Source organism: Nisaea sp. (assembly GCF_039990255.1).
In the GTDB taxonomy this organism is placed as follows: Bacteria; Pseudomonadota; Alphaproteobacteria; order Thalassobaculales; family Thalassobaculaceae; genus Nisaea.
This window is the reverse complement of sequence record NZ_JBDXGG010000018.1, coordinates 1,187,859-1,205,990: the sequence shown is the minus strand read 5'-3', so window position 1 is coordinate 1,205,990 and position 18,132 is coordinate 1,187,859. Positions and strand designations below refer to the sequence as shown.

Sequence of the window (18,132 nt, the reverse complement as noted above, 5' to 3'; positions counted from 1 at the left end):
CGGACCATATCAGAGTGAGTTTCATGGATACATCTCTACACCCGAACGACGCTTTTGCTGGATTCGGCAAACTGGTCCGCTCCGACTTCGTGCTGGAGCGGGATTACGCTCACTTAAACCACGGCTCCTATGGGGCCACGCCTGTTTCCGTGCTTGCCGCCCAGCGGGTTTGGCAGGATCGTCTGGAGCTTGAACCGAGCCGGTTCATGCGACGCGAGTATAAACCTGCGATGCGAGCTGCCGCCGAAGCGCTGGCTCCGAGGCTAGGTGTCGAAGCGGATGGAGTAGTTCTGGTCGAGAATGTGACCCAGGCCGTGAATGCTGTCCTGCGCGAACTCGATCTGTCAGCGGGCTCAGAGATTCTCCTCACCGACCAGACCTATGGCGCAGTCAGAAACACAGCCCGGCATATCAGCAAGCGCAATGGCTGGACACTGCGGGATGTCGCACTCCCTTTTCCTGCCTTGTCAGCAGATGAAATTCTCACGACGTTCAAGGCTGCGCTTACCCCGGCTCCAGCGCTGGTTATCATCGATCATGTTACGTCGCCGACCGCCTTGGTGATGCCGGTCGCCGAAATGGCAGCAGCAGCGCGTGAGGCAGGAGCTTTGGTTTTGGTCGACGGTGCCCACGCGCCCGGAATGCTCGACCTGGATATCTCCAAAATCCCCTGTGACTGGTACACCGGGAATTGCCATAAATGGATGTTCGCGCCGAAAGGATGCGGGTTTCTTTGGAGCTCGGAGTCCCGTCGCGACGGCATGCACCCGCTGGCAATCTCTCATTGGTATGAAGAAGGATATATAGCGGAGTTCGACTATGTCGGGACCCGCGATGCATCCAGCATGCTTTGCATGTCGAGCGTTCTGAGTTTCATGGACGCCCACGGCCCGGAGCGAATACGGGCGCACAACCATGCACTTGTGAACGATGCGGCTGACATGCTCGCCAAAGCCTGGAAAACCGAGCGCGGTGCCGAACAGGCACTTACAGGCTCAATAGCCATGGTGCGCCTTCCCGACGGCCTTGGGGCTACTCTGGAAGAAGCCGATACGCTTCGAAACCGTTTGGTCGATGAGTTCCGGGTCCAAATACCGATCAATGCACTGACCGGCACGCTTTGGTGCCGTCTCTCGGCCCAGATTTATAATGATATCGGCGATTATGAACGGCTGGAATCGGCGGTCGCAGAAATTTCCTGATAAGTTTTTTAATTCAGCTTGCTGCGAAATTTTCTCTCGAGATAAGAGAGGATTTCACTCTTGTGGGCGCCGTTATCCTCGCGCGCCAGCTTGAACAGCCTGGATGCTTCATTGTCCTGTGGCGGTTCGGGCTTTTGTCCCATTTGCGCGAGCGCTGCCTGTCGAGCCTGTTCCAACACCCGGGGGTCAATCTTCTTGCGGATCTCCCGCATCATCAGGAGCAGTTTCTTACGTTCATCCATGATGGACTACCTTACTGCAAAAGCGTCCGGCTGTTTTGCCGATTTAAGCCCAAACCGAGCCGTAAGAAACATACCAGAAACAGACAATCGGTTCTCTAGTGATCGTATGGCTTGATCGTGAATGCGGCGGCCAGAGCGTTTCCCGCAATCTTGGTCACAACAGCCTCCGCGGAACCTTTCATCTTGTGATTTCCCTTCGAAACATCGATCTCGAAGCGGAATCGCTGACTCTTGACCAAGATGTCCTTATCGTAGGGTTCAATGATGAACCCCTTTAAATTGTAGTCCTTCACGACGAAGCTGAAACTGTCGATTTTGATGATACCGCAGGACTCAAGCTTCCCCTTGGCTTTGACACTCTTGATGCCTTGAGCCTTGGTCGGCCTGGCCGGCTTTTTATTTTTGGCCCTGACACTGAGGAAGTCAAAAAACCCCACACTATCGTCCTTCTAGTTCAGAACGCCGCGGCGGCGTTTCCCGGTGCAGTGATAATACTAATATAAGCTAACTGATAATTCGAAAAAGCTAAGCAAGTTAGTTTTTCCGGAAAACAGATGCTTTGTAAGTACAATTAAGGGTGATTCTCTGAGTATATGATCAGGATTTCAAGTCATATGGGGTACGGTTTAGTTAACCGAAATGATTCGCATTTTATCCAATATTCTGAACAATTTTAATTCATGATAAGTACACGCTGGCACTTTGCCGGATCTGGTTTGATCTACCTGGAATGAACGCGTCAGGCGGCTTTGAAAGGAATGAACGCGACATTTCAGCGTACGTACGCAAACCCATCCTAGTGTTCATTCAGTCAAATAACTTCAATGCCGCACTTGATAGCCTACGTCTTATGGCAAACAGCCAAAGCATTCATATGTCGGGAGGAATGGTGAGCGCGACAGGGTTCGAACCTGTGACCGTCTGATTAAAAGTCAGATGCTCTACCAGCTGAGCTACGCGCCCCCCGAAAGGAAGCCGGAACCTATGCAAACAGCGCGGTCCGGTCAACCTCTTCCGGAAAGTTTTTTTCTCCGGCTTATTGGAACTTGTCCTGAACCCGTGCAACCACGCGCTCAGGCACAAACTGGTCAATGGCACCGCCCATATTCGCGATCTCCTTTACCAGACGAGACGATATGAATTGGTTACTGTCGGAGGCCATCAGAAACACCGTTTCGACGTCCGCATTGAGACGCGAATTCATGCCGACCATCATGAACTCATACTCGAAATCCGAGACGGCACGCAGTCCGCGAATGATTGTCGCAGCGCCATTCTGTTCAACGAAATGCATCAACAGGTTGCCGAAAGACATGACGACAATCTCGCCGTGAACGCCACTATCCTTTCGGGAAAAGTTCAGTTTCTTGATTTCATCCTGCACCATCTCAACCCGCTCATCCAGGCTGAAAAGCGGGCCTTTTCCCGCATTGCGGGCGACGGCAACGATCAACTTGTCGACCAGTTTGCTGCCGCGCCGGATGATGTCCAGATGCCCGTTCGTAATCGGATCGAACGTGCCCGGATAAACCCCAATCCTCATGTCTCCAAGTCCCCCGTTAGCTCTCGGCGGTGTCTCCGTTGCCGCCTTCGTCTCTGCCTATTTCATCCTCACCTTCCACATCGTCTCCGTTTTCATCGCCGGCCAAGCCCACGGATACGACTTTCTCGCCTTCATCGACTCGGAAGATCCAGACACCCTGGGTTCTGCGCCCAGTGATGCTGATTTCACCGACCGCACAGCGAATCACCTGTCCGCCGTCGGTCACAAGCATGATTTGATCGTTATCGGCTACCGGGAACGCGGCAACAACACCGCCGCTGCGCTTGGTGAGCTCCATATTGGCAATACCCTGCCCGCCCCGGTTGGTGATCCGGTATTCATGGGCTGATGTCCGCTTGCCAAGCCCGCTTTCAGTCAGCGTGAGGATGAATTCCTCCTCCGCTCCGAGCTGGGCGAATCGTTCCGGCGTCAGGGAGCCGGTCGCCGGAGCGTCGCTATCCTCGTCGCCTTCTCCCGTCGCCCGACGCAACTGTCCGGCAAGCTTCAGATAAACATCGCGCTCGAGTTCGTCGGAGCCCGGAATGTCCTGATAATCGACATGGTGCAGGATCGACATGGAAACGACTTCATCACCAACTCCTAGCCGGATACCGCGGACACCAAGCGAATCGCGGCCACGGAACAGCCGCACGTCAGTTGCCCGGAAACGAATCGCCTTGCCGTCCCGCGTCGTGAGGAAGACATCATCGGCTTCCATGCAAGGCTGTACGTTGATCAGGCGGTCATTCTCATCCAAACGCATAGCAATTTTGCCGTTGCGCTTGATATTGGTGAAATCTGACAGCGAGTTACGGCGGACTGTGCCGGCAGAGGTCGCGAACATGATATGCATGTCCGCCCATTCTTCCTCTTCCGCAGGCATCGGCATGATGGTCTGGATCCACTCGCCCTGCTCAAGCGGCAGCAGGTTGACCAAGGCCTTGCCACGCGATTGCGGCGTGCCGATCGGCAGCCGGTAGGTCTTCATCTGGTAGACCATGCCGCGCGAGGTGAAGAACAGAATCGGCGTGTGGGTGTTGGCAACGAACAGCCGGCTTACGAAATCCTCGTCCCGTGTGGCCATACCGGATCGGCCTTTGCCGCCACGCTTCTGGGCCCGGTAGGTCGAAAGCGGCACACGCTTGATGTAACCGTTATGGCTGACCGTGACGACCATATCCTCGCGCTGGATCAGGTCTTCCATGTCGTGCTCGAACTCGGCATCGATAAGCTCGGTCCGGCGCGGTGTGGCGTAAGCTTCCTTGGCAGCGACCAGTTCGGCGCGCAGCACTTCCAACATCCGAGGGCGCGACTGCAGGATTTCAAGATACTCGGCGATCTTGGACGCGAGCTCCTTGGTCTCCTCGATAAGTTTGTCGCGTTCCATTCCGGTCAGGCGCTGCAGGCGCAATTCCAGAATGGCCCGGACCTGGGCGTCGGAGAGACGGTATTTTCCGTCAACGACGCGGTGCCCAGGATCGTCGATGATGCCGATGAACTCCGCTACATCTTCGGCAGGCCAATCGCGGCCCATCAGCTTTTCTCGGGCGTCGGCCGCATCGCGGGAGCCACGGATGACCCGGATAACTTCGTCGATATTGTTAACGGCAACCAGCAGGCCGGCTAAAACGTGCGCCCGGTCCCGCGCCTTGCGCAGCAGGAATCGGGTCCGTCGGGTAATAACAACTTCGCGGAAAGCGATAAAGGCGACGATCACGTCGCGCAGGTTCATCTGTTCCGGCTTGCCGCCATTGAGTGCCAGCATGTTGACGCCGAAGCTGGTCTGCAACGGGGTGAAACGGTAAAGCTGGCTCAATACCACGTCCGGCACTGCATCGCGCTTGAGTTCAACAACCACGCGCACGCCGTCACGATCGCTCTCGTCCCGTAATTCGGCAATGCCTTCGATGGTTTTCTCGCGCACAAGTTCGGCGATTCGCTCCATCAGGCGAGATTTATTCACCTGATAAGGGATCTCGCTGACGACAATGGCGTGTCGGTCCTTCCGGATTTCCTGGATATCCGCCTTGGACCTCATCATCACTGAGCCACGCCCGGTGTGATAAGCGTCACGGATGCCGTTTTTGCCGAGAATCATGGCCCCGGTCGGGAAATCCGGCCCCGGCACGATCTCGATCAGTTCATCGATGGTGATACCAGGATTGTCCACATAGGCGCAGCATGCGTCGATAACCTCGCCAAGGTTATGCGGCGGGATGTTCGTGGCCATGCCGACGGCGATACCGCCGGCGCCGTTCACCAACAGATTTGGATATTCGGCAGGCAGGACACTAGGTTCGGTCGTCGTCTCGTCATAGTTGGCAACGTAGTCGACCGTATCCTTGTCGATGTCGCGGAGCAGGCCTTCAGCAGATTTCGCGAGGCGTGCTTCTGTATACCGCATTGCCGCGGCCGGATCGCCATCCATCGAGCCGAAGTTACCCTGGCCATCGACCAGCGGCAGGCGCATGGAGAATTCCTGCGCCATGCGGACCATGGCGTCGTAAATCGCGCTGTCGCCGTGCGGGTGATATTGCCCCATGACCGCACCGACAATATTAGCCGATTTACGGTAGGGCTTGGACCAGTCGTATCCACCTTCCTTCATGGCGTAGAGAATACGACGGTGAACCGGCTTCAGGCCGTCACGCACATCGGGGAGCGCCCGGGACACGATCACGCTCATCGCGTAATCGAGATAGGAGCGCTTCATTTCGTCTTCGATCGAGACAGGCGAAATGTCGAATGAGGAGGATTCGGATGAGGTCAATTCACGCGATTTCCGGTTGGTTACGTCCGTATCGACGGCGGTGGTATCCGTTTAAACGTCAGCCCTCCGCCAGGACCTTCAGAGTCCTTGGATTTATAACAGAACGGTAACGAAGGAACAATCTTTACGGTGTTTTTTTCGTGCTTAATTGTCTCTTTATTACAATGGCTTGCGAGCCGATATTGAATAACTCATCGGAAGCCGTGGCATACCCTCGGGCAAACGGTACAGACCATCATCGCACAGCTCCATGAAAGCCAGCGCCTTCCAGGTCACCGTATCGAACTCATGCAGGTACTCAATCCGCAACCCGGCATCGACTAAAGCGGTCACGACTTCGCCGACCGGATGGGTCCATTCATAGGACCGCATCGTCTTCAAGGTCGCGTTCTCGTCCGAATATACGCTGGTATCGTCGATAGCTATTGGATCCGGCTTATGAAAATAATCATAGACCGGCTCATGCGGTGCCGGCGCATGATCATCGAAACTCAGCACAACCGGATGCTGGTCCAAAAAATAGAACCGGCCACCGGGTTTTACAAAATGCGCAATCACACGCGCCCAGCCCTCGATGTCGGGCAGCCAGCAGATCGTACCCCAGGTGACGTAAACGAGGTCAAACACACCATCGATAAGCTTGGGAGCGTCGTAAAGATTACCCTCGACGAAGGTTACGTCTGTATCGGTCGCTACAGCCAAGGCACGTGCATGCTTGATTGCCACCGGTGAAAAATCCAAACCAGTAGCGCTCCGAGCGCCAGAACGCTTCAACCGGATAGTGTCTTTTCCGAAGTGACACTGGAGGTGGAGGATGTCTAAACCTTCGACGGACCCAAGCTCCTTGCGTTCCGTTTTATTGAGCCCCTCCACGCCGTCAGCGGCCGCAATGAAGGACTGAACATCGTAATCGCTACCGGGCGAGCGGAAATTCACCTCCGCCAGTTCGTTCCACTTTTGCTTATTGGCTTCAAGGTGCTCACTCATTTAACCGCTCCGCTTGACAGACTCTATGATGCCGTTACGGAAATCGATGTCCAGCGAGGAACTACGAAGATCACAGATGTTTCGGATCGGATCTGACGCCTTTAAAGGGCCTAAGAGTTAAAAATCCATATAGGCGATTCATTTAACGCAAAACACATCGATAGATCGTTCTTCGCCGCAATAAAATTATTCATAAGGGGTTTCTCATACCGACAGAAACGGCCTGGGGCGTAAATGAGAAAGCTGGAGAAGTTTTGAGTGACAGCGGAGAGTTTTCAACAACCAAGAAGAGCACTGGAGAATTTCAAATTAACTGCAATGATGACTTCGACGTCACTCTGGCTATCGTTGGATCTCAAACGTCCTTCGGAAGTGACGATCAAAATACATTAGATAAAGTCGTATTTCCGTTCTCGAACAAAAACGGCGCCACGGCGTTAACTGGAGACTCTAGCGGCAACAAATCAAGTCGCCCGTTTTCCTTCGCCGCAATCGGTACCAGATAAAAACCAAATATTCACATTAGTCGAGGCGTGCGGTTTCAATCACACGCCTCGACACACAATCAACATAGTCGGTCAGTTGGCTCTAAAACGAACAGCCGAACCTAGAACGGAATTTCGTCGTCAAGATCGCCCGGGCCGCCGACAGGAGCTGGACCGCTGCCCCCGCCGCCATAGCCACCACCCTGGTTACCACCACCAGAACTGCCGCCGTAACCGCCGCCCTGATTATAGCCATCGTCGCCGCCATAGCCGCCGCCCTGGCCACCTCCGCCCTGTCCGCCGCCTTCATTGCGGCCATCGAGCATCTGCAACTCGCCACGGAAGCGCTGAAGCACAATCTCTGTGCTGTATTTCTCCTGACCTGACTGGTCGGTCCATTTTCGGGTCTGCAACTGACCCTCAACATAGATTTTCGAACCTTTGCGAAGGTATTGTTCAGCGACCTTCGCGAGATTCTCATTGAAGATCACAACACGATGCCACTCAGTCTTTTCCTTGCGCTCACCGCTATTGCGATCGCGCCAGGACTCCGAGGTTGCAACGGAGAGGTTCACGACCTTGTTTCCGTCCTGCATGCTCCGGATGTCCGGATCGCGTCCGAGATTGCCGACAAGGATGACCTTATTGACGCTGCCTGCCATGGTTCTACTTCCACTCTGCGAATTTGTTTGCCGGACTGTCCCATATCCTAAGCGGCTAATCCAGTCGCTATGCTTTCGGTCCGGCAATCTTCGGGATTTGCTGCACCTGCAAAATGCAGGTGGCCAAGTCCGGTTGCGCGCCTTATAAATGTTTCTGTTTCGTTCTTAGTCCGGATTCCGCCAATGTCAGCCTCTTCCGAACCTAAAGATATCCGTGTCCAGGGTGCGCGTGAGCACAATCTGAAAAGCGTCGATGTCTCCATCCCCCGGAACAGCCTGACGGTTCTGACCGGGCTCAGCGGCTCGGGTAAATCCTCTCTGGCCTTCGATACGATATATGCCGAAGGGCAACGTCGTTATGTAGAGAGCCTCTCGGCTTATGCCCGGCAGTTCCTCGAACTGATGCAGAAGCCCGACGTGGATCTGATCGAGGGGCTTTCCCCCGCGATTTCCATTGAACAGAAGACAACGTCCCGAAACCCGCGCTCCACGGTCGGCACAGTGACGGAGATCTACGATTATCTGCGGCTGCTCTATGCCCGGATCGGTATCCCCTACTCGCCCGCGACCGGCCTGCCGATCGAGAGCCAGACCGTCAGTCAGATGGTCGATCTGATCCTCGAAATGGAGGAAGGCACCCGGCTCTATCTGCTGGCGCCGATCGTGCGGGGCCGCAAGGGTGAGTATCGGAAGGAGATGGCTGAGCTGCGCAAGCAAGGGTTCCAGCGCCTCAAGGTTGATGGCGAACTCTATGAAATCGATGAAGTTCCGGCGCTTAACAAGAAGCTGAAACATAATATCGAAGTAGTGGTGGACCGGCTCGTCGTCCGGGAGGGGATTGCAACCCGCCTCGCCGACTCCGTGGAGACTGCGCTGGATCTGTCTGACGGTCTGCTGATTGCCGAGGATGCTACCAGCGGCGAGCGCAAGACATTCTCCGCCAAGTTCGCCTGCCCGGTTTCCGGCTTCACCATCGATGAGATAGAACCGAGGCTGTTTTCCTTCAATAATCCCTTTGGGGCCTGTCCGGCCTGCGACGGGCTCGGCAACAGCATGTATTTCGACCCGGACCTGATTGTTCCGGATGGCAGCAAAACCCTGCGCAAGGGAGCGATTGCGCCATGGGCCGCTTCCTCCTCGAAATACTACATACAATCCCTGGAGAGCCTGGCAAAGCACCTGGATGTCTCACTCGACACCGCGTTCAAGGATCTGCCCGAAGTGGCTCAGCGTGCCTTGCTCTACGGTACTGGCATTGAGCGTGTGGTGATGACCTTCGATGACGGCTTGCGTAGCTACCAGACCAACAAGCCGTTCGAAGGGCTGGTGCCGAATATGGAGCGGCGCTTCCGGGAGACCGATTCTGCCTGGAGCCGGGAGGAGTTGTCAAAATACCAGTCCGTGGCACCGTGCGAGGTCTGTCATGGCCAACGCCTGAAACCGGAAGCGCTGGCAGTAAAGATCGAAGGCCGCAATATCAGCGAGCTGACGGAACTGTCGATCTCCGAGGCCGTGAAATGGTTCACAGGGCTGAGCGACAGCCTGACGGGCACGCAGGCGGAAATCGCCGAACGCATCCTGAAGGAAATCAACGAACGTCTTGGTTTCCTTAACAATGTCGGTCTCGATTACCTCACCATGTCGCGTGCTTCCGGCACGCTGTCCGGCGGCGAGAGCCAACGTATCCGCCTAGCATCCCAGATCGGCTCCGGCCTGACTGGGGTACTCTACGTTCTGGACGAACCGTCCATCGGCCTGCATCAGAGGGACAATGACCGGTTGCTGACCACCCTCGTCCGCCTGCGCGATCTCGGTAACACCGTGCTCGTGGTCGAGCATGACGAGGATGCGATCCGGGCTGCCGACTATGTCGTCGATATGGGCCCCGGCGCCGGGGTACATGGCGGCACAGTGGTCGCGGCCGGCACGCCGGAAGAAGTCATGCGGGCCCCGCAAAGCCTGACGGGACAGTATCTCACCGGGCTCCGGCAAGTGCCGATTCCGGCGAAGCGGCGTAAAGCGATCAAGAAACGGCATATCCGGTTGACCGGCGCTACGGCGAACAATCTGGACGACGTTACGGTCTCTATCCCGCTCGGAACCATGACCTGCGTCACCGGAGTTTCCGGCGGCGGCAAGTCGTCGTTGATCATTGAGACACTGTGGAAAGCCATCGCCAAGAAACTGCATGGCGCACGTGAACACCCGGGACCGTACGACGAAATTCATGGGCTCGAGTTTATCGACAAGGTCGTGGATATCGATCAATCGCCAATCGGCCGCACGCCACGCTCGAACCCGGCGACCTATACCGGCGCCTTTACCCCGATCCGAGACTGGTTCGCCGGGCTGCCGGAAGCCAAGACCCGTGGGTACAAGGCCGGCCGGTTCTCCTTCAACGTGAAGGGTGGACGGTGCGAGGCATGCCAGGGTGACGGCGTCATCAAGATCGAGATGCACTTCCTGCCGGACGTCTATGTCCAGTGCGACGTCTGCAAGGGCAAGCGCTACAATCGGGAAACGCTGGAGATCACCTACAAGGAAAAATCCATCGCCGACGTGCTCGCGCTCACGGTCGAGGAAGGTGTGGAATTCTTCAAAGCTGTGCCGTCGATCCGCGACAAGCTGGTGACGCTCGAACAGGTCGGTCTTGGATATGTCCAGATCGGTCAGGCGGCGACCACCCTCTCCGGCGGTGAAGCTCAACGGGTGAAACTCTCGAAGGAGCTGTCCCGGCGGGCGACGGGGAAGACGCTCTACATTTTGGACGAGCCGACGACCGGACTGCATTTCGAAGACATCCGCAAGCTGATGGAAGTGCTCCATACACTGGTCGATCAGGGTAATACGGTGATTGTCATCGAGCACAATCTGGAGGTCATCAAGACTGCCGACTGGATCGTGGACCTTGGCCCCGAGGGTGGCTCCGGTGGCGGCAAGATCGTTGCCGAAGGGACGCCGGAGGCCGTTGTTGAGACAGCGGGCAGTTATACTGGCAAATATCTGGCGCCTTATCTGGCTTCTTCCGGGGTGAAGAAAACGGCCTGATTGGAAAATTTACAAAGACCGGGTCCAGCCAGCGGCCCAGTCGCCAAGCGGTTCCAGATGCTGAAACAGCGCTGTGCCTGCTTGCGTCAACGCGTATCCATTTTCTGCCTTCTCAACGAGCCCGGCAGTTCGCAGTTCTTTCAGGCGCGTATTGAGCACGGTCGGCGAGACCGAGTCGCAGCGGCTCTGTAATTCACGGAACGTCAAAACCTCTCCGCTTAGGTTCCACAAAATTCCCAAGGCCCAGCGCCGTCCCAATAGGTCAAACAGGACCATGATCGGCTGACCGGTCCGCGATCCGCGAACGGGTTTTCCAGGGCGGGGAATCTTAGTCAGATTTTCTCTTGTCATATCGCTATTAAAAACGTAGCAGTATTGCTATTATTTTTGTAGCGCATTTTCGTTCGCCCCGCCACCCCTGAAACTGGAGGCCATGATGCATTTGATAGTTCTTTGGGTGATCCTCGCTTTGCTCTGGAGTGGCTCCTATGCGGCAGTAAAGATCGGTCTGGATGATTTCGGACCATTCACCCTGGTATCCACACGCCTGCTAATCGGCGCCGGATTGCTCTATCTCATCCTGTGCCTGAGATCGGGACACTTGCCACTCAGCGGGCGTGCATTGATTGACTATGCCGTTCCGGCAATCTTCGGAAACCTGGTCCCGTTCCTTCTCATCGGATTCGGAGAGATCCATGTAGATAGCGGCCTGGCAGCCCTGCTGATGGGAATTGCACCGGTAGCAACGGTTTTCCTGGCCCCGCTCCTGATACCGGACGAGCATCTAACACCACGCTCTATTCTCGGGATTGGTTTTGGCATCGGGGGATTACTGGTGCTGGTCGGAGCGACTGCGCTTTCCGGCCTCGGTCATCATGTCACGGGGCAATTGGCGATCCTCGGCGCAGCACTCTGTTACGCCGGGACAACACTCTATGTCCGCCGTTGGATAACCCTGCCGGCCTTGCAAATGGCGACCGGCTCCCTTGTCATCGGGGCAATTCCGGCAACGGTCGGGGCATTTATGTTCGAACATCCCTTTAGCGTGGTGAGCGCTGACATGGCCCCAATCCTGGCAATCCTCTATCTCGGCGTCTGTTCGACGGCCATAGCAACCCTGATCTACTTTTATCTGGTGCCCCGTCTCGGGGCCGGACGTATGCAACAGATCAATTTCATGGTCCCAGCTGTGGGAACCTTGTTCGGGGTTGCCTTACTGGGCGAGCGGTTGGAGGCGAAGACCCTTGTCGCTCTCTCCCTGATCACCATTGCGGTCTATTTGGTGACATCGGCCCGGCGTCACATTCCAGCCGCTAGCCCAAACATTGGGGAGACTTCGTAAATGCTGCTCGGCGCTCTTGCGGCTACCAGTGCTTCCTTTGGTTGGGCAACGGGAATGATGCTCGCTCACGCACCGGCACGGCGATTGGGTGCATTCGAGTTCACCCGCATACAGTTGCTGTCTTCCGGTTTCACGATGGGGCTCATTACAGCCCTTCTCGGATATTGGCCAAGCGTCACCTGGGGAGAGTGGCCTGCTTTCCTCGTGAGCATTCTGTTTGGAGTAATTCTAGGGAATCTGGCGATGATCGAATGCCTGCGCCGTTGCGGCCCTCAGGAGACCGAACTGGTCATCTCCCTGAAAGCGCCCCTTGTCGCGCTTATGGCATTTCTCTGGCTCGGCGAAACACTGGCTCTGCAGGACATAGTTGGCGGCGCTATCGTGCTTGCCGGTATCGGTCTGGCTGTAACAGCTGGCGCGAACCGGACGAAAAGAGCGCGAGGAAAACATATCGTCGCCGCCCTTTTCTTCGGGGGAATTGCAGCGGTGTCTCAGGGCGTGGGGTTTCTTGCTCTGAAACCTGCCATGCTGGCAGGTAGTGAGCCCATTGCACTGTCCGCGATACGGCTGCTCGGTGCGGCGCTTCTGATTTCCCTAGCCGCACTCTGGCCAGATTCTACTGCCAATGCGAACGCGGTACTGACGCCGACCCTGCTAGTCCGTACCATTATCCCAGGCCTGATCGGCTACGGCATATCAACGTCATTGCTGCTTTATGCCTTCGCTCATACCGAAGCGGGAATAGCGGCAGTTTTAGGGTCATTATCACCAATTCTGATTTTACCGATTGCCTGGATAGCCGAAGGCCGTCGGCCGTCGCATCAGGCTTTTTTTGGCGCGCTACTTTCTGTGTTGGGCTGCGCAATAATGGTTCTTTGGTAACGCTCTCGTGTTTCAGGCAATCTTGAAGACAGGTCCGAAAGCACTGAGCGCCGGAACCACTCCGGGTCCGTCTACATAATCGCAATGAACTTTGCGTGCCGTGGTTGCCGTGTCGAGGTCCGGGGCGTCGAATATGAATGTCCGAATTTTGCGGCCATTATTCTTCACCACGAAGTTGCGCAGCTCCTCGACCAGGGAAGGCGTGATCCCTTCTGCATCTCCAGTACTGCAACCGGTCCCGATCAGCCCCGCTCCCTCCAATTGCTCAGCACGGGCGAAGGTGCGGGAGAACGTTCCAACAAATCCGGCACAAAACGGCGAGATGTAAGCGAAATTATTGTGCAGAACGGTCTGTGGCACATCATCGTCCAGCCCCATGATCAACAGCAGGAGACGGCGCTCGGCCCATTCCGGGAGAAGCTTGAGTTCGGATATAATGGCTTCCCGGAACTGCTTGTTGGTCAGGGAAGTAATGTGCAGAGGCAATAAGAGAAACGGCTTCGCCTTTGGCGTATCCTTCATCATGGCCTGCGCCAGTTGAAGGGCCGCGACATCCATCGCACATTCAAGAGCGCCCGTTTCACGTTTTTCTTCCGGCATCGTTCCGTCTGGTATCGACAACTCGGCGCGATACATTGAAACCAGACGCTTGCGGATATTGGTGATCGGCCAATAGACCAGCTTGATTGTTTCCCGGGCCTTCTCAAACGCCTCGGTCTCTCCCACCTGTTTCTCTTGTCGCGCTTCTTCTACTGTCTCGGTGAGTGCCTTTACGTCCGTCAGCTTCTCCGGCTCGTCACGAGGGATCTCAAAGACCATGGATTTAACTGTGACGCCGTGAAACCCGCTATCAGCACTGCTACCATGCAGGCGCCGGTTCACCTCCTTGGCAATCTGTTGCGCCTTCTTGTTTGCAACGTCCTTATCGCATTTGCCGAACAGCACAATGAACTGCTCCGCGTTGGCGAGCACGTAAACATCATTCGGCGTAATGACCTGCTTGATGATGGTCTCAGTCAGTAGATGAACCTTGCCCCTGACTTTGCCCCAGTTCGGACCGAATTTTTCCTTGAGGCTCTCCAGACCGAGCATCTCGACATTGCCGGCCATCAGGGCATCGGCCGCCATCGCGTTCGTGCGGCAAAAATCGATCATGGCGGACTTGAAACCGTCCTTATCGGTCGGATCCAATTTCTGGCGGTCGAAACTTTCGAAATACCCTGTGTCGCTCATCAGATCTTTAGCCGGTTATCCGCAGTTCGCTAAATCACTGCATTATATGAGCATTACCATATAAAAAATAATGAAAACATGGTTAACGCGAACACATCCCCGCTGTGCCGCGTTGATGTTGGTGCTTTTAAGGTCTATCTGTCTGCCAATTGCCACCTGCAGTCAGAATATTGGAAGTTTGATGGATAACATACGCCCGGTTCATGTCATTGGCGGCGGCCTAGCCGGATCCGAATCGGCCTGGCAACTTGCCGAGTCAGGTGTCCCGGTCGTGCTGCATGAAATGCGCCCAGATCGTTCGACCGAAGCGCACCAAACGGATGGGCTCGCGGAACTCGTCTGCTCCAACTCCTTTCGTTCGGACGATGCGGAAGGAAACGCTGTAGGCGTGCTGCATGAGGAGATGCGCCGGGTTGGATCGGTCATCATGACCGCGGCGGATGCTCATAAGGTGCCCGCGGGCTCCGCCCTCGCTGTCGACCGGGATCATTTCTCGGCAGCGGTGCAGGAGGCCCTTACCGGGCATCCAATGATCACTGTCGAACGCGGCGAGATTGACGGATTGCCTCCAGAGGATTGGGATTCCGTCATCGTTGCAACCGGCCCACTAACCTCACCCGCGCTTTCCGAGGCTGTAGCGAAACTGACCGGACAGGACTCGCTCGCTTTCTTCGATGCGATCGCGCCGATCGTACACAAGGAAAGCATCGATTTCGACAAAGCCTGGTTTCAGTCCCGCTACGACAAAGTCGGCCCCGAGGGAGACGGCAAGGACTACATCAACTGCCCTATGGATGAAGCACAGTATGACGCTTTCATTCAGGCTCTGCTTGATGCGGAGAAAATGGAGTTCCGGGAGTGGGAGAAAGACACCCCCTATTTCGAAGGTTGCATGCCGATTGAGGTGATGGCTGAGCGTGGGTCCGAAACCCTGCGGTTCGGACCGATGAAGCCAGTAGGCCTGACCGACCCACGTACCGGAACCAGAGCGCATGCCGTGGTCCAGCTGCGTCAGGATAATGCCCTCGGCACGCTGTACAACATGGTCGGGTTTCAGACCAAGATGAAGTACGGGCCGCAAACCGAAGTCTTCCGGAGCATTCCCGGGCTCGAAAAGGCAGAGTTTGCTCGGCTGGGCGGCATTCACCGCAATACCTTCATCAATTCACCGCTGCTGCTGGATGGCACGCTGCGCATGAAGGCAATGCCTCGCTTGCGCTTTGCCGGGCAGATCACAGGTGTCGAAGGCTATATCGAAAGCGCCGCCATAGGCATGATGGCCGGACGTTTCGCTGCCGCGGAGCGACTGAACAGCGAACTCTCCCTGCCGCCGCGAACCACAGCGCTCGGTGCACTGCTTGCCCACATTACGGGCGATGCCGATATCGAGACCTTCCAGCCAATGAATGTCAATTTCGGACTGTTCCCGACGGTTGAGCCGGAAATCACCCCGAACGGAAAAAAACGAAAACTGAAAGGCCGTGATCGCAAGGCAGCCATGGCCGGACGCGCTTTACGCGATATAGATGCATGGCTGTCGGGCAACAAAGCTGCCGCCGCAGAGTAACTCAGTACCGCCGGATCAGCCTTGCCACCCAGAAGCGCCAGACATCGAGCGGGTCATGGTCGGCAAATTCCGGTCTGAACGGATCATAATCCAGTTTGGCCAGTAAAGCGGTCCGCGCTCGGGCTTGCCGAGCAGGCAACAACAAGGGCGCAAGATGTGGGTGCTTAGGTGTCCGCGACACCCCTCGTAAGATGAGGCTTTGCGCGTGCTCTGCGATCTCTCTCACCGCTTTACGGGCACCGTCATCCGCCTTTAGCTCCGCAAATTGGCGGCTTTCCCCGCCATGTGCTTCAAGACTCGCGCGAGACAGAAAAGGGCGTCGGACTGATTCATCAAAAGCTGCCGCGCGTAGTTTCCCGACCAGAGCATGTCCGGCGGCAATATCAGCAAGACCGTCCGCATCCGAGCTTTGGCCTGGCGCCAGTATTCGAGTTAGCAGGTTAACCAGAGGCTGGGTGGTGGCGCGAAGATAGGATTCGGTTTCCGCCAAGTTCGCCATCGGACGGTCTTCAAGGTCCCGTTCCCGGGCGTCGATCAACGCGTCGAATGCCTCACGCGGTAACCCGTAATCTGAGACACATGCCGCAAGTGGTCCAATCACTTCATGATCGCGCGGCGCTCCGCTATAAATCCCCTCGATACTGTCACGCCACCATTGCAACCTGATCGCGCCGATCATGGTCTCGCTCACACTTTCTCTGGTCTTCGCCACCTCGTGATTGAAGGCGAACAGAGTGAAAACTGCCTCGCGATGCTTCGCCGGTGCAAACAGAGCGAATCGAAAGCGATCCAAATCATGCCGCCGGACGAGTGCGGCTGGCGCCGAGAGAGTGAGAGACTGAGGCGTCATGACGGGACTTGCGAGGCCAGCAACTTCTTCCGGAGCGCCTGCTCGAGGGCCGGTGCATCAGCCATCCCCGCGAAGTAATCCGCTGAAAAGCGATCGAAGAGCGATTCGTAAATTCCAATTAGTCCAGACAGAGCCAATTGTTCGCGCCGCCCGATGAGCGGTCTGAGGGGCTGCAAACAATCGCGTCCGGCATTGAGATGAAAAGATGCCCGCTCCCGGAGATCCGCAGCAAGAGAACCGACACGTGGATCACGGGCTCTGATGGCGTCCGAGAGCCCGATCTTCTGCAACTCCGCGTCCTCAATCAGGGAATCGGGGATTGTAACCAGCCGCTCCGACCGTTCAGCATCCTTTGCCAGATCGCGGAGAATATGTACGAGGTAGCAAAATATGCCAAGGTCGGCTGCGTAATGCACCGGCAGCTCCGGCAGATCCCAGGCAAAACCTCGCTCCGCTGGTTTCGCGCCGAGCAGGTAGATAAAAATGGTTGCTGGAGCTACGGTCGCCCCCGCCGCATAGCCGAGGAAATCATCCCAGTCTGGCATCGGCTGTTCATAAACATCGCGCCGCATGGCATCTGCGAGCCCGGTCCAGGGCGTCTCGCCAAGATCGGAACGTTGCGCCGTCGCTTTCAGGGCTCGATAGACCTCCGCTGGAAGCGGACCCTGTTCCCTTTTGCCGAGACATTGGTCCTGCCAATTATCGATATCGGCCAGCATGGCACTGCGCTCATGCTCTCGCTCTTCAGTCGGACGGCAGAGAAAACCATCGTCAACCGCGTCGTCGATCAAACGCATGGCTGCGTAGGTTGCGAAGAAAAACTCCTGCCGTGCTGTCGGAAGAAGGCGCGCGGCATGCAGCAGGTTCGCGTTGGCCCGTCCGGCTATCTCTCGGCAGAATGCTAAATCCTCTGCCATTGGCCGATTGTTGTTTGAAGAATCAGTCAACGGGTAATAGCGCGGCGGCGACACGGCGCCCTTCGGCAAGCAAGACATTGTAGGTTCGGCAGGCGGCGCCCGTATCCATGATATCCACAACAGGCCCCTTTTCCCGGACCTCCGCGCGGATAGAAGGCAGGATGAACTCCGTGCGCGGGCCGGTGCCGAGTAGCAGGATCTCCGGAACCGTCTCTCTATCCGTGACCGGCGCGAATGCCGCCGCCGTCAGCCCCTCGACACTGGCCTGTTGCCAGAACTGTGTTTCGTCAGGGAAAACAAAAACTGCGCCCTCATAGCGAACGCCGGTGATCCGGAACGCCCCGTCGCCATAGGCCTCTATGAGCTGAAGGCCTTCCGGGATCAGGGGCGTCACATCCATTT

The 18,132-nt window shown here is 56.3% G+C and carries 17 protein-coding genes and 1 tRNA gene; 6 read left to right on the top strand and 12 right to left on the bottom strand.

Features of this window, described 5'->3' with window-relative positions; translation table 11 throughout:
• Positions 1-23: 23 nt before the first annotated feature.
• Entirely contained in the window at positions 24-1,202 is a 1,179-nt protein-coding gene (locus tag ABJ076_RS15955) for an aminotransferase class V-fold PLP-dependent enzyme (protein ID WP_348185092.1), read from the top strand.
• 8 nt (positions 1,203-1,210) lie between these two features.
• On the opposite strand, the gene ABJ076_RS15950 is transcribed toward ABJ076_RS15955, so the two are convergent.
• The 6 genes from ABJ076_RS15950 to ABJ076_RS15925 form a co-directional block, all read right to left on the bottom strand.
• Positions 1,211-1,444, bottom strand: a complete 234-nt coding sequence (locus ABJ076_RS15950; RefSeq protein ID WP_348185090.1) for a hypothetical protein — start codon at positions 1,442-1,444, stop codon at positions 1,211-1,213.
• Between the two features lie 95 nt (positions 1,445-1,539).
• Positions 1,540-1,881 (bottom strand): hypothetical protein, encoded by a 342-nt coding sequence (locus tag ABJ076_RS15945; protein WP_348185088.1) that lies wholly within the window; start codon positions 1,879-1,881, stop codon positions 1,540-1,542.
• 450 nt (positions 1,882-2,331) lie between these two features.
• A tRNA-Lys gene (locus ABJ076_RS15940) sits at positions 2,332-2,407 on the bottom strand.
• A 73-nt stretch (positions 2,408-2,480) separates the two neighbouring features.
• Complete coding sequence (gene coaD / locus ABJ076_RS15935) at positions 2,481-2,987, bottom strand: pantetheine-phosphate adenylyltransferase (protein ID WP_348185086.1); 507 nt, start codon at positions 2,985-2,987, stop codon at positions 2,481-2,483.
• Positions 2,988-3,003: 16 nt separating this feature from the next.
• Positions 3,004-5,757, bottom strand: a complete 2,754-nt coding sequence (gyrA, locus tag ABJ076_RS15930; RefSeq protein WP_348185084.1) for a DNA gyrase subunit A — start codon at positions 5,755-5,757, stop codon at positions 3,004-3,006.
• Positions 5,758-5,916: 159 nt separating this feature from the next.
• Positions 5,917-6,744: a class I SAM-dependent methyltransferase gene (locus tag ABJ076_RS15925; RefSeq protein WP_348185082.1), complete on the bottom strand. Its 828-nt coding sequence runs from the start codon at positions 6,742-6,744 to the stop codon at positions 5,917-5,919.
• A gap of 254 nt (positions 6,745-6,998) precedes the next feature.
• Here ABJ076_RS15925 and ABJ076_RS15920 point away from each other — a divergent pair, with 254 nt between their 5' ends.
• Complete coding sequence (locus ABJ076_RS15920) at positions 6,999-7,250, top strand: hypothetical protein (RefSeq protein WP_348185080.1); 252 nt, start codon at positions 6,999-7,001, stop codon at positions 7,248-7,250.
• 101 nt (positions 7,251-7,351) lie between these two features.
• Here ABJ076_RS15920 and ssb read toward each other — a convergent pair whose 3' ends face one another.
• Complete coding sequence (ssb, locus tag ABJ076_RS15915) at positions 7,352-7,891, bottom strand: single-stranded DNA-binding protein (protein ID WP_348185078.1); 540 nt, start codon at positions 7,889-7,891, stop codon at positions 7,352-7,354.
• Between the two features lie 183 nt (positions 7,892-8,074).
• On the opposite strand from ssb, the gene uvrA reads away from it, so the two are divergent.
• The gene (gene uvrA / locus ABJ076_RS15910; RefSeq protein WP_348185076.1) at positions 8,075-10,939 is read left to right on the top strand and encodes an excinuclease ABC subunit UvrA; all 2,865 of its coding nucleotides are present in this window, start codon (positions 8,075-8,077) and stop codon (positions 10,937-10,939) included.
• A gap of 9 nt (positions 10,940-10,948) precedes the next feature.
• On the opposite strand, the gene ABJ076_RS15905 is transcribed toward uvrA, so the two are convergent.
• On the bottom strand, positions 10,949-11,215 hold the full coding sequence (locus ABJ076_RS15905) for a helix-turn-helix domain-containing protein (RefSeq protein ID WP_348185074.1): 267 nt from the start codon (positions 11,213-11,215) through the stop codon (positions 10,949-10,951).
• Between the two features lie 160 nt (positions 11,216-11,375).
• Here ABJ076_RS15905 and ABJ076_RS15900 point away from each other — a divergent pair, with 160 nt between their 5' ends.
• Together ABJ076_RS15900 and ABJ076_RS15895 are read left to right on the top strand one after the other, a co-directional pair.
• Positions 11,376-12,281 carry a DMT family transporter gene (locus ABJ076_RS15900; protein WP_348185072.1) on the top strand — a complete coding sequence of 302 codons (906 nt, stop codon included), beginning with the start codon at positions 11,376-11,378 and terminating at the stop codon, positions 12,279-12,281.
• Positions 12,282-13,163 (top strand): DMT family transporter, encoded by an 882-nt coding sequence (locus tag ABJ076_RS15895; protein WP_348185070.1) that lies wholly within the window; start codon positions 12,282-12,284, stop codon positions 13,161-13,163.
• A gap of 12 nt (positions 13,164-13,175) precedes the next feature.
• Here ABJ076_RS15895 and ABJ076_RS15890 read toward each other — a convergent pair whose 3' ends face one another.
• Complete coding sequence (locus ABJ076_RS15890) at positions 13,176-14,396, bottom strand: hypothetical protein (RefSeq protein ID WP_348185068.1); 1,221 nt, start codon at positions 14,394-14,396, stop codon at positions 13,176-13,178.
• 181 nt (positions 14,397-14,577) lie between these two features.
• On the opposite strand from ABJ076_RS15890, the gene trmFO reads away from it, so the two are divergent.
• On the top strand, positions 14,578-15,963 hold the full coding sequence (gene trmFO, locus ABJ076_RS15885) for a methylenetetrahydrofolate--tRNA-(uracil(54)-C(5))-methyltransferase (FADH(2)-oxidizing) TrmFO (protein WP_348185066.1): 1,386 nt from the start codon (positions 14,578-14,580) through the stop codon (positions 15,961-15,963).
• A gap of 1 nt (position 15,964) precedes the next feature.
• Here trmFO and ABJ076_RS15880 read toward each other — a convergent pair whose 3' ends face one another.
• Genes ABJ076_RS15880 through ABJ076_RS15870 form a run of 3 tightly spaced genes read right to left on the bottom strand, consistent with a single transcriptional unit; the run spans position 15,965 to position 18,130 of the window.
• Complete coding sequence (locus ABJ076_RS15880; protein WP_348185064.1) at positions 15,965-16,813, bottom strand: squalene/phytoene synthase family protein; 849 nt, start codon at positions 16,811-16,813, stop codon at positions 15,965-15,967.
• Positions 16,810-17,730, bottom strand: coding sequence for a squalene/phytoene synthase family protein (locus ABJ076_RS15875; protein WP_348185062.1), 921 nt, complete (start codon positions 17,728-17,730; stop codon positions 16,810-16,812). Before ABJ076_RS15875 ends, ABJ076_RS15880 begins: the two co-directional genes overlap by 4 nt.
• A 22-nt stretch (positions 17,731-17,752) precedes the next feature.
• Entirely contained in the window at positions 17,753-18,130 is a 378-nt protein-coding gene (locus ABJ076_RS15870; protein ID WP_348185060.1) for an Mth938-like domain-containing protein, read from the bottom strand.
• Positions 18,131-18,132: the final 2 nt, after the last annotated feature.

Coding starts and splice junctions, on each gene's coding strand:
- ABJ076_RS15875 (WP_348185062.1), bottom strand. CDS start 17,730: ATGGCAGAGGATTTAGCATTCTGCCGAGAGATAGCCGGACGGGCCAAC.
- ssb (WP_348185078.1), bottom strand. CDS start 7,891: ATGGCAGGCAGCGTCAATAAGGTCATCCTTGTCGGCAATCTCGGACGC.
- ABJ076_RS15880 (WP_348185064.1), bottom strand. CDS start 16,813: ATGACGCCTCAGTCTCTCACTCTCTCGGCGCCAGCCGCACTCGTCCGG.
- ABJ076_RS15890 (WP_348185068.1), bottom strand. CDS start 14,396: ATGAGCGACACAGGGTATTTCGAAAGTTTCGACCGCCAGAAATTGGAT.
- ABJ076_RS15905 (WP_348185074.1), bottom strand. CDS start 11,215: ATGGTCCTGTTTGACCTATTGGGACGGCGCTGGGCCTTGGGAATTTTG.
- ABJ076_RS15895 (WP_348185070.1), top strand. CDS start 12,282: ATGCTGCTCGGCGCTCTTGCGGCTACCAGTGCTTCCTTTGGTTGGGCA.
- coaD (WP_348185086.1), bottom strand. CDS start 2,987: ATGAGGATTGGGGTTTATCCGGGCACGTTCGATCCGATTACGAACGGG.
- trmFO (WP_348185066.1), top strand. CDS start 14,578: ATGGATAACATACGCCCGGTTCATGTCATTGGCGGCGGCCTAGCCGGA.
- ABJ076_RS15925 (WP_348185082.1), bottom strand. CDS start 6,744: ATGAGTGAGCACCTTGAAGCCAATAAGCAAAAGTGGAACGAACTGGCG.
- ABJ076_RS15950 (WP_348185090.1), bottom strand. CDS start 1,444: ATGGATGAACGTAAGAAACTGCTCCTGATGATGCGGGAGATCCGCAAG.
- uvrA (WP_348185076.1), top strand. CDS start 8,075: ATGTCAGCCTCTTCCGAACCTAAAGATATCCGTGTCCAGGGTGCGCGT.
- ABJ076_RS15870 (WP_348185060.1), bottom strand. CDS start 18,130: ATGGATGTGACGCCCCTGATCCCGGAAGGCCTTCAGCTCATAGAGGCC.
- ABJ076_RS15900 (WP_348185072.1), top strand. CDS start 11,376: ATGCATTTGATAGTTCTTTGGGTGATCCTCGCTTTGCTCTGGAGTGGC.
- ABJ076_RS15955 (WP_348185092.1), top strand. CDS start 24: ATGGATACATCTCTACACCCGAACGACGCTTTTGCTGGATTCGGCAAA.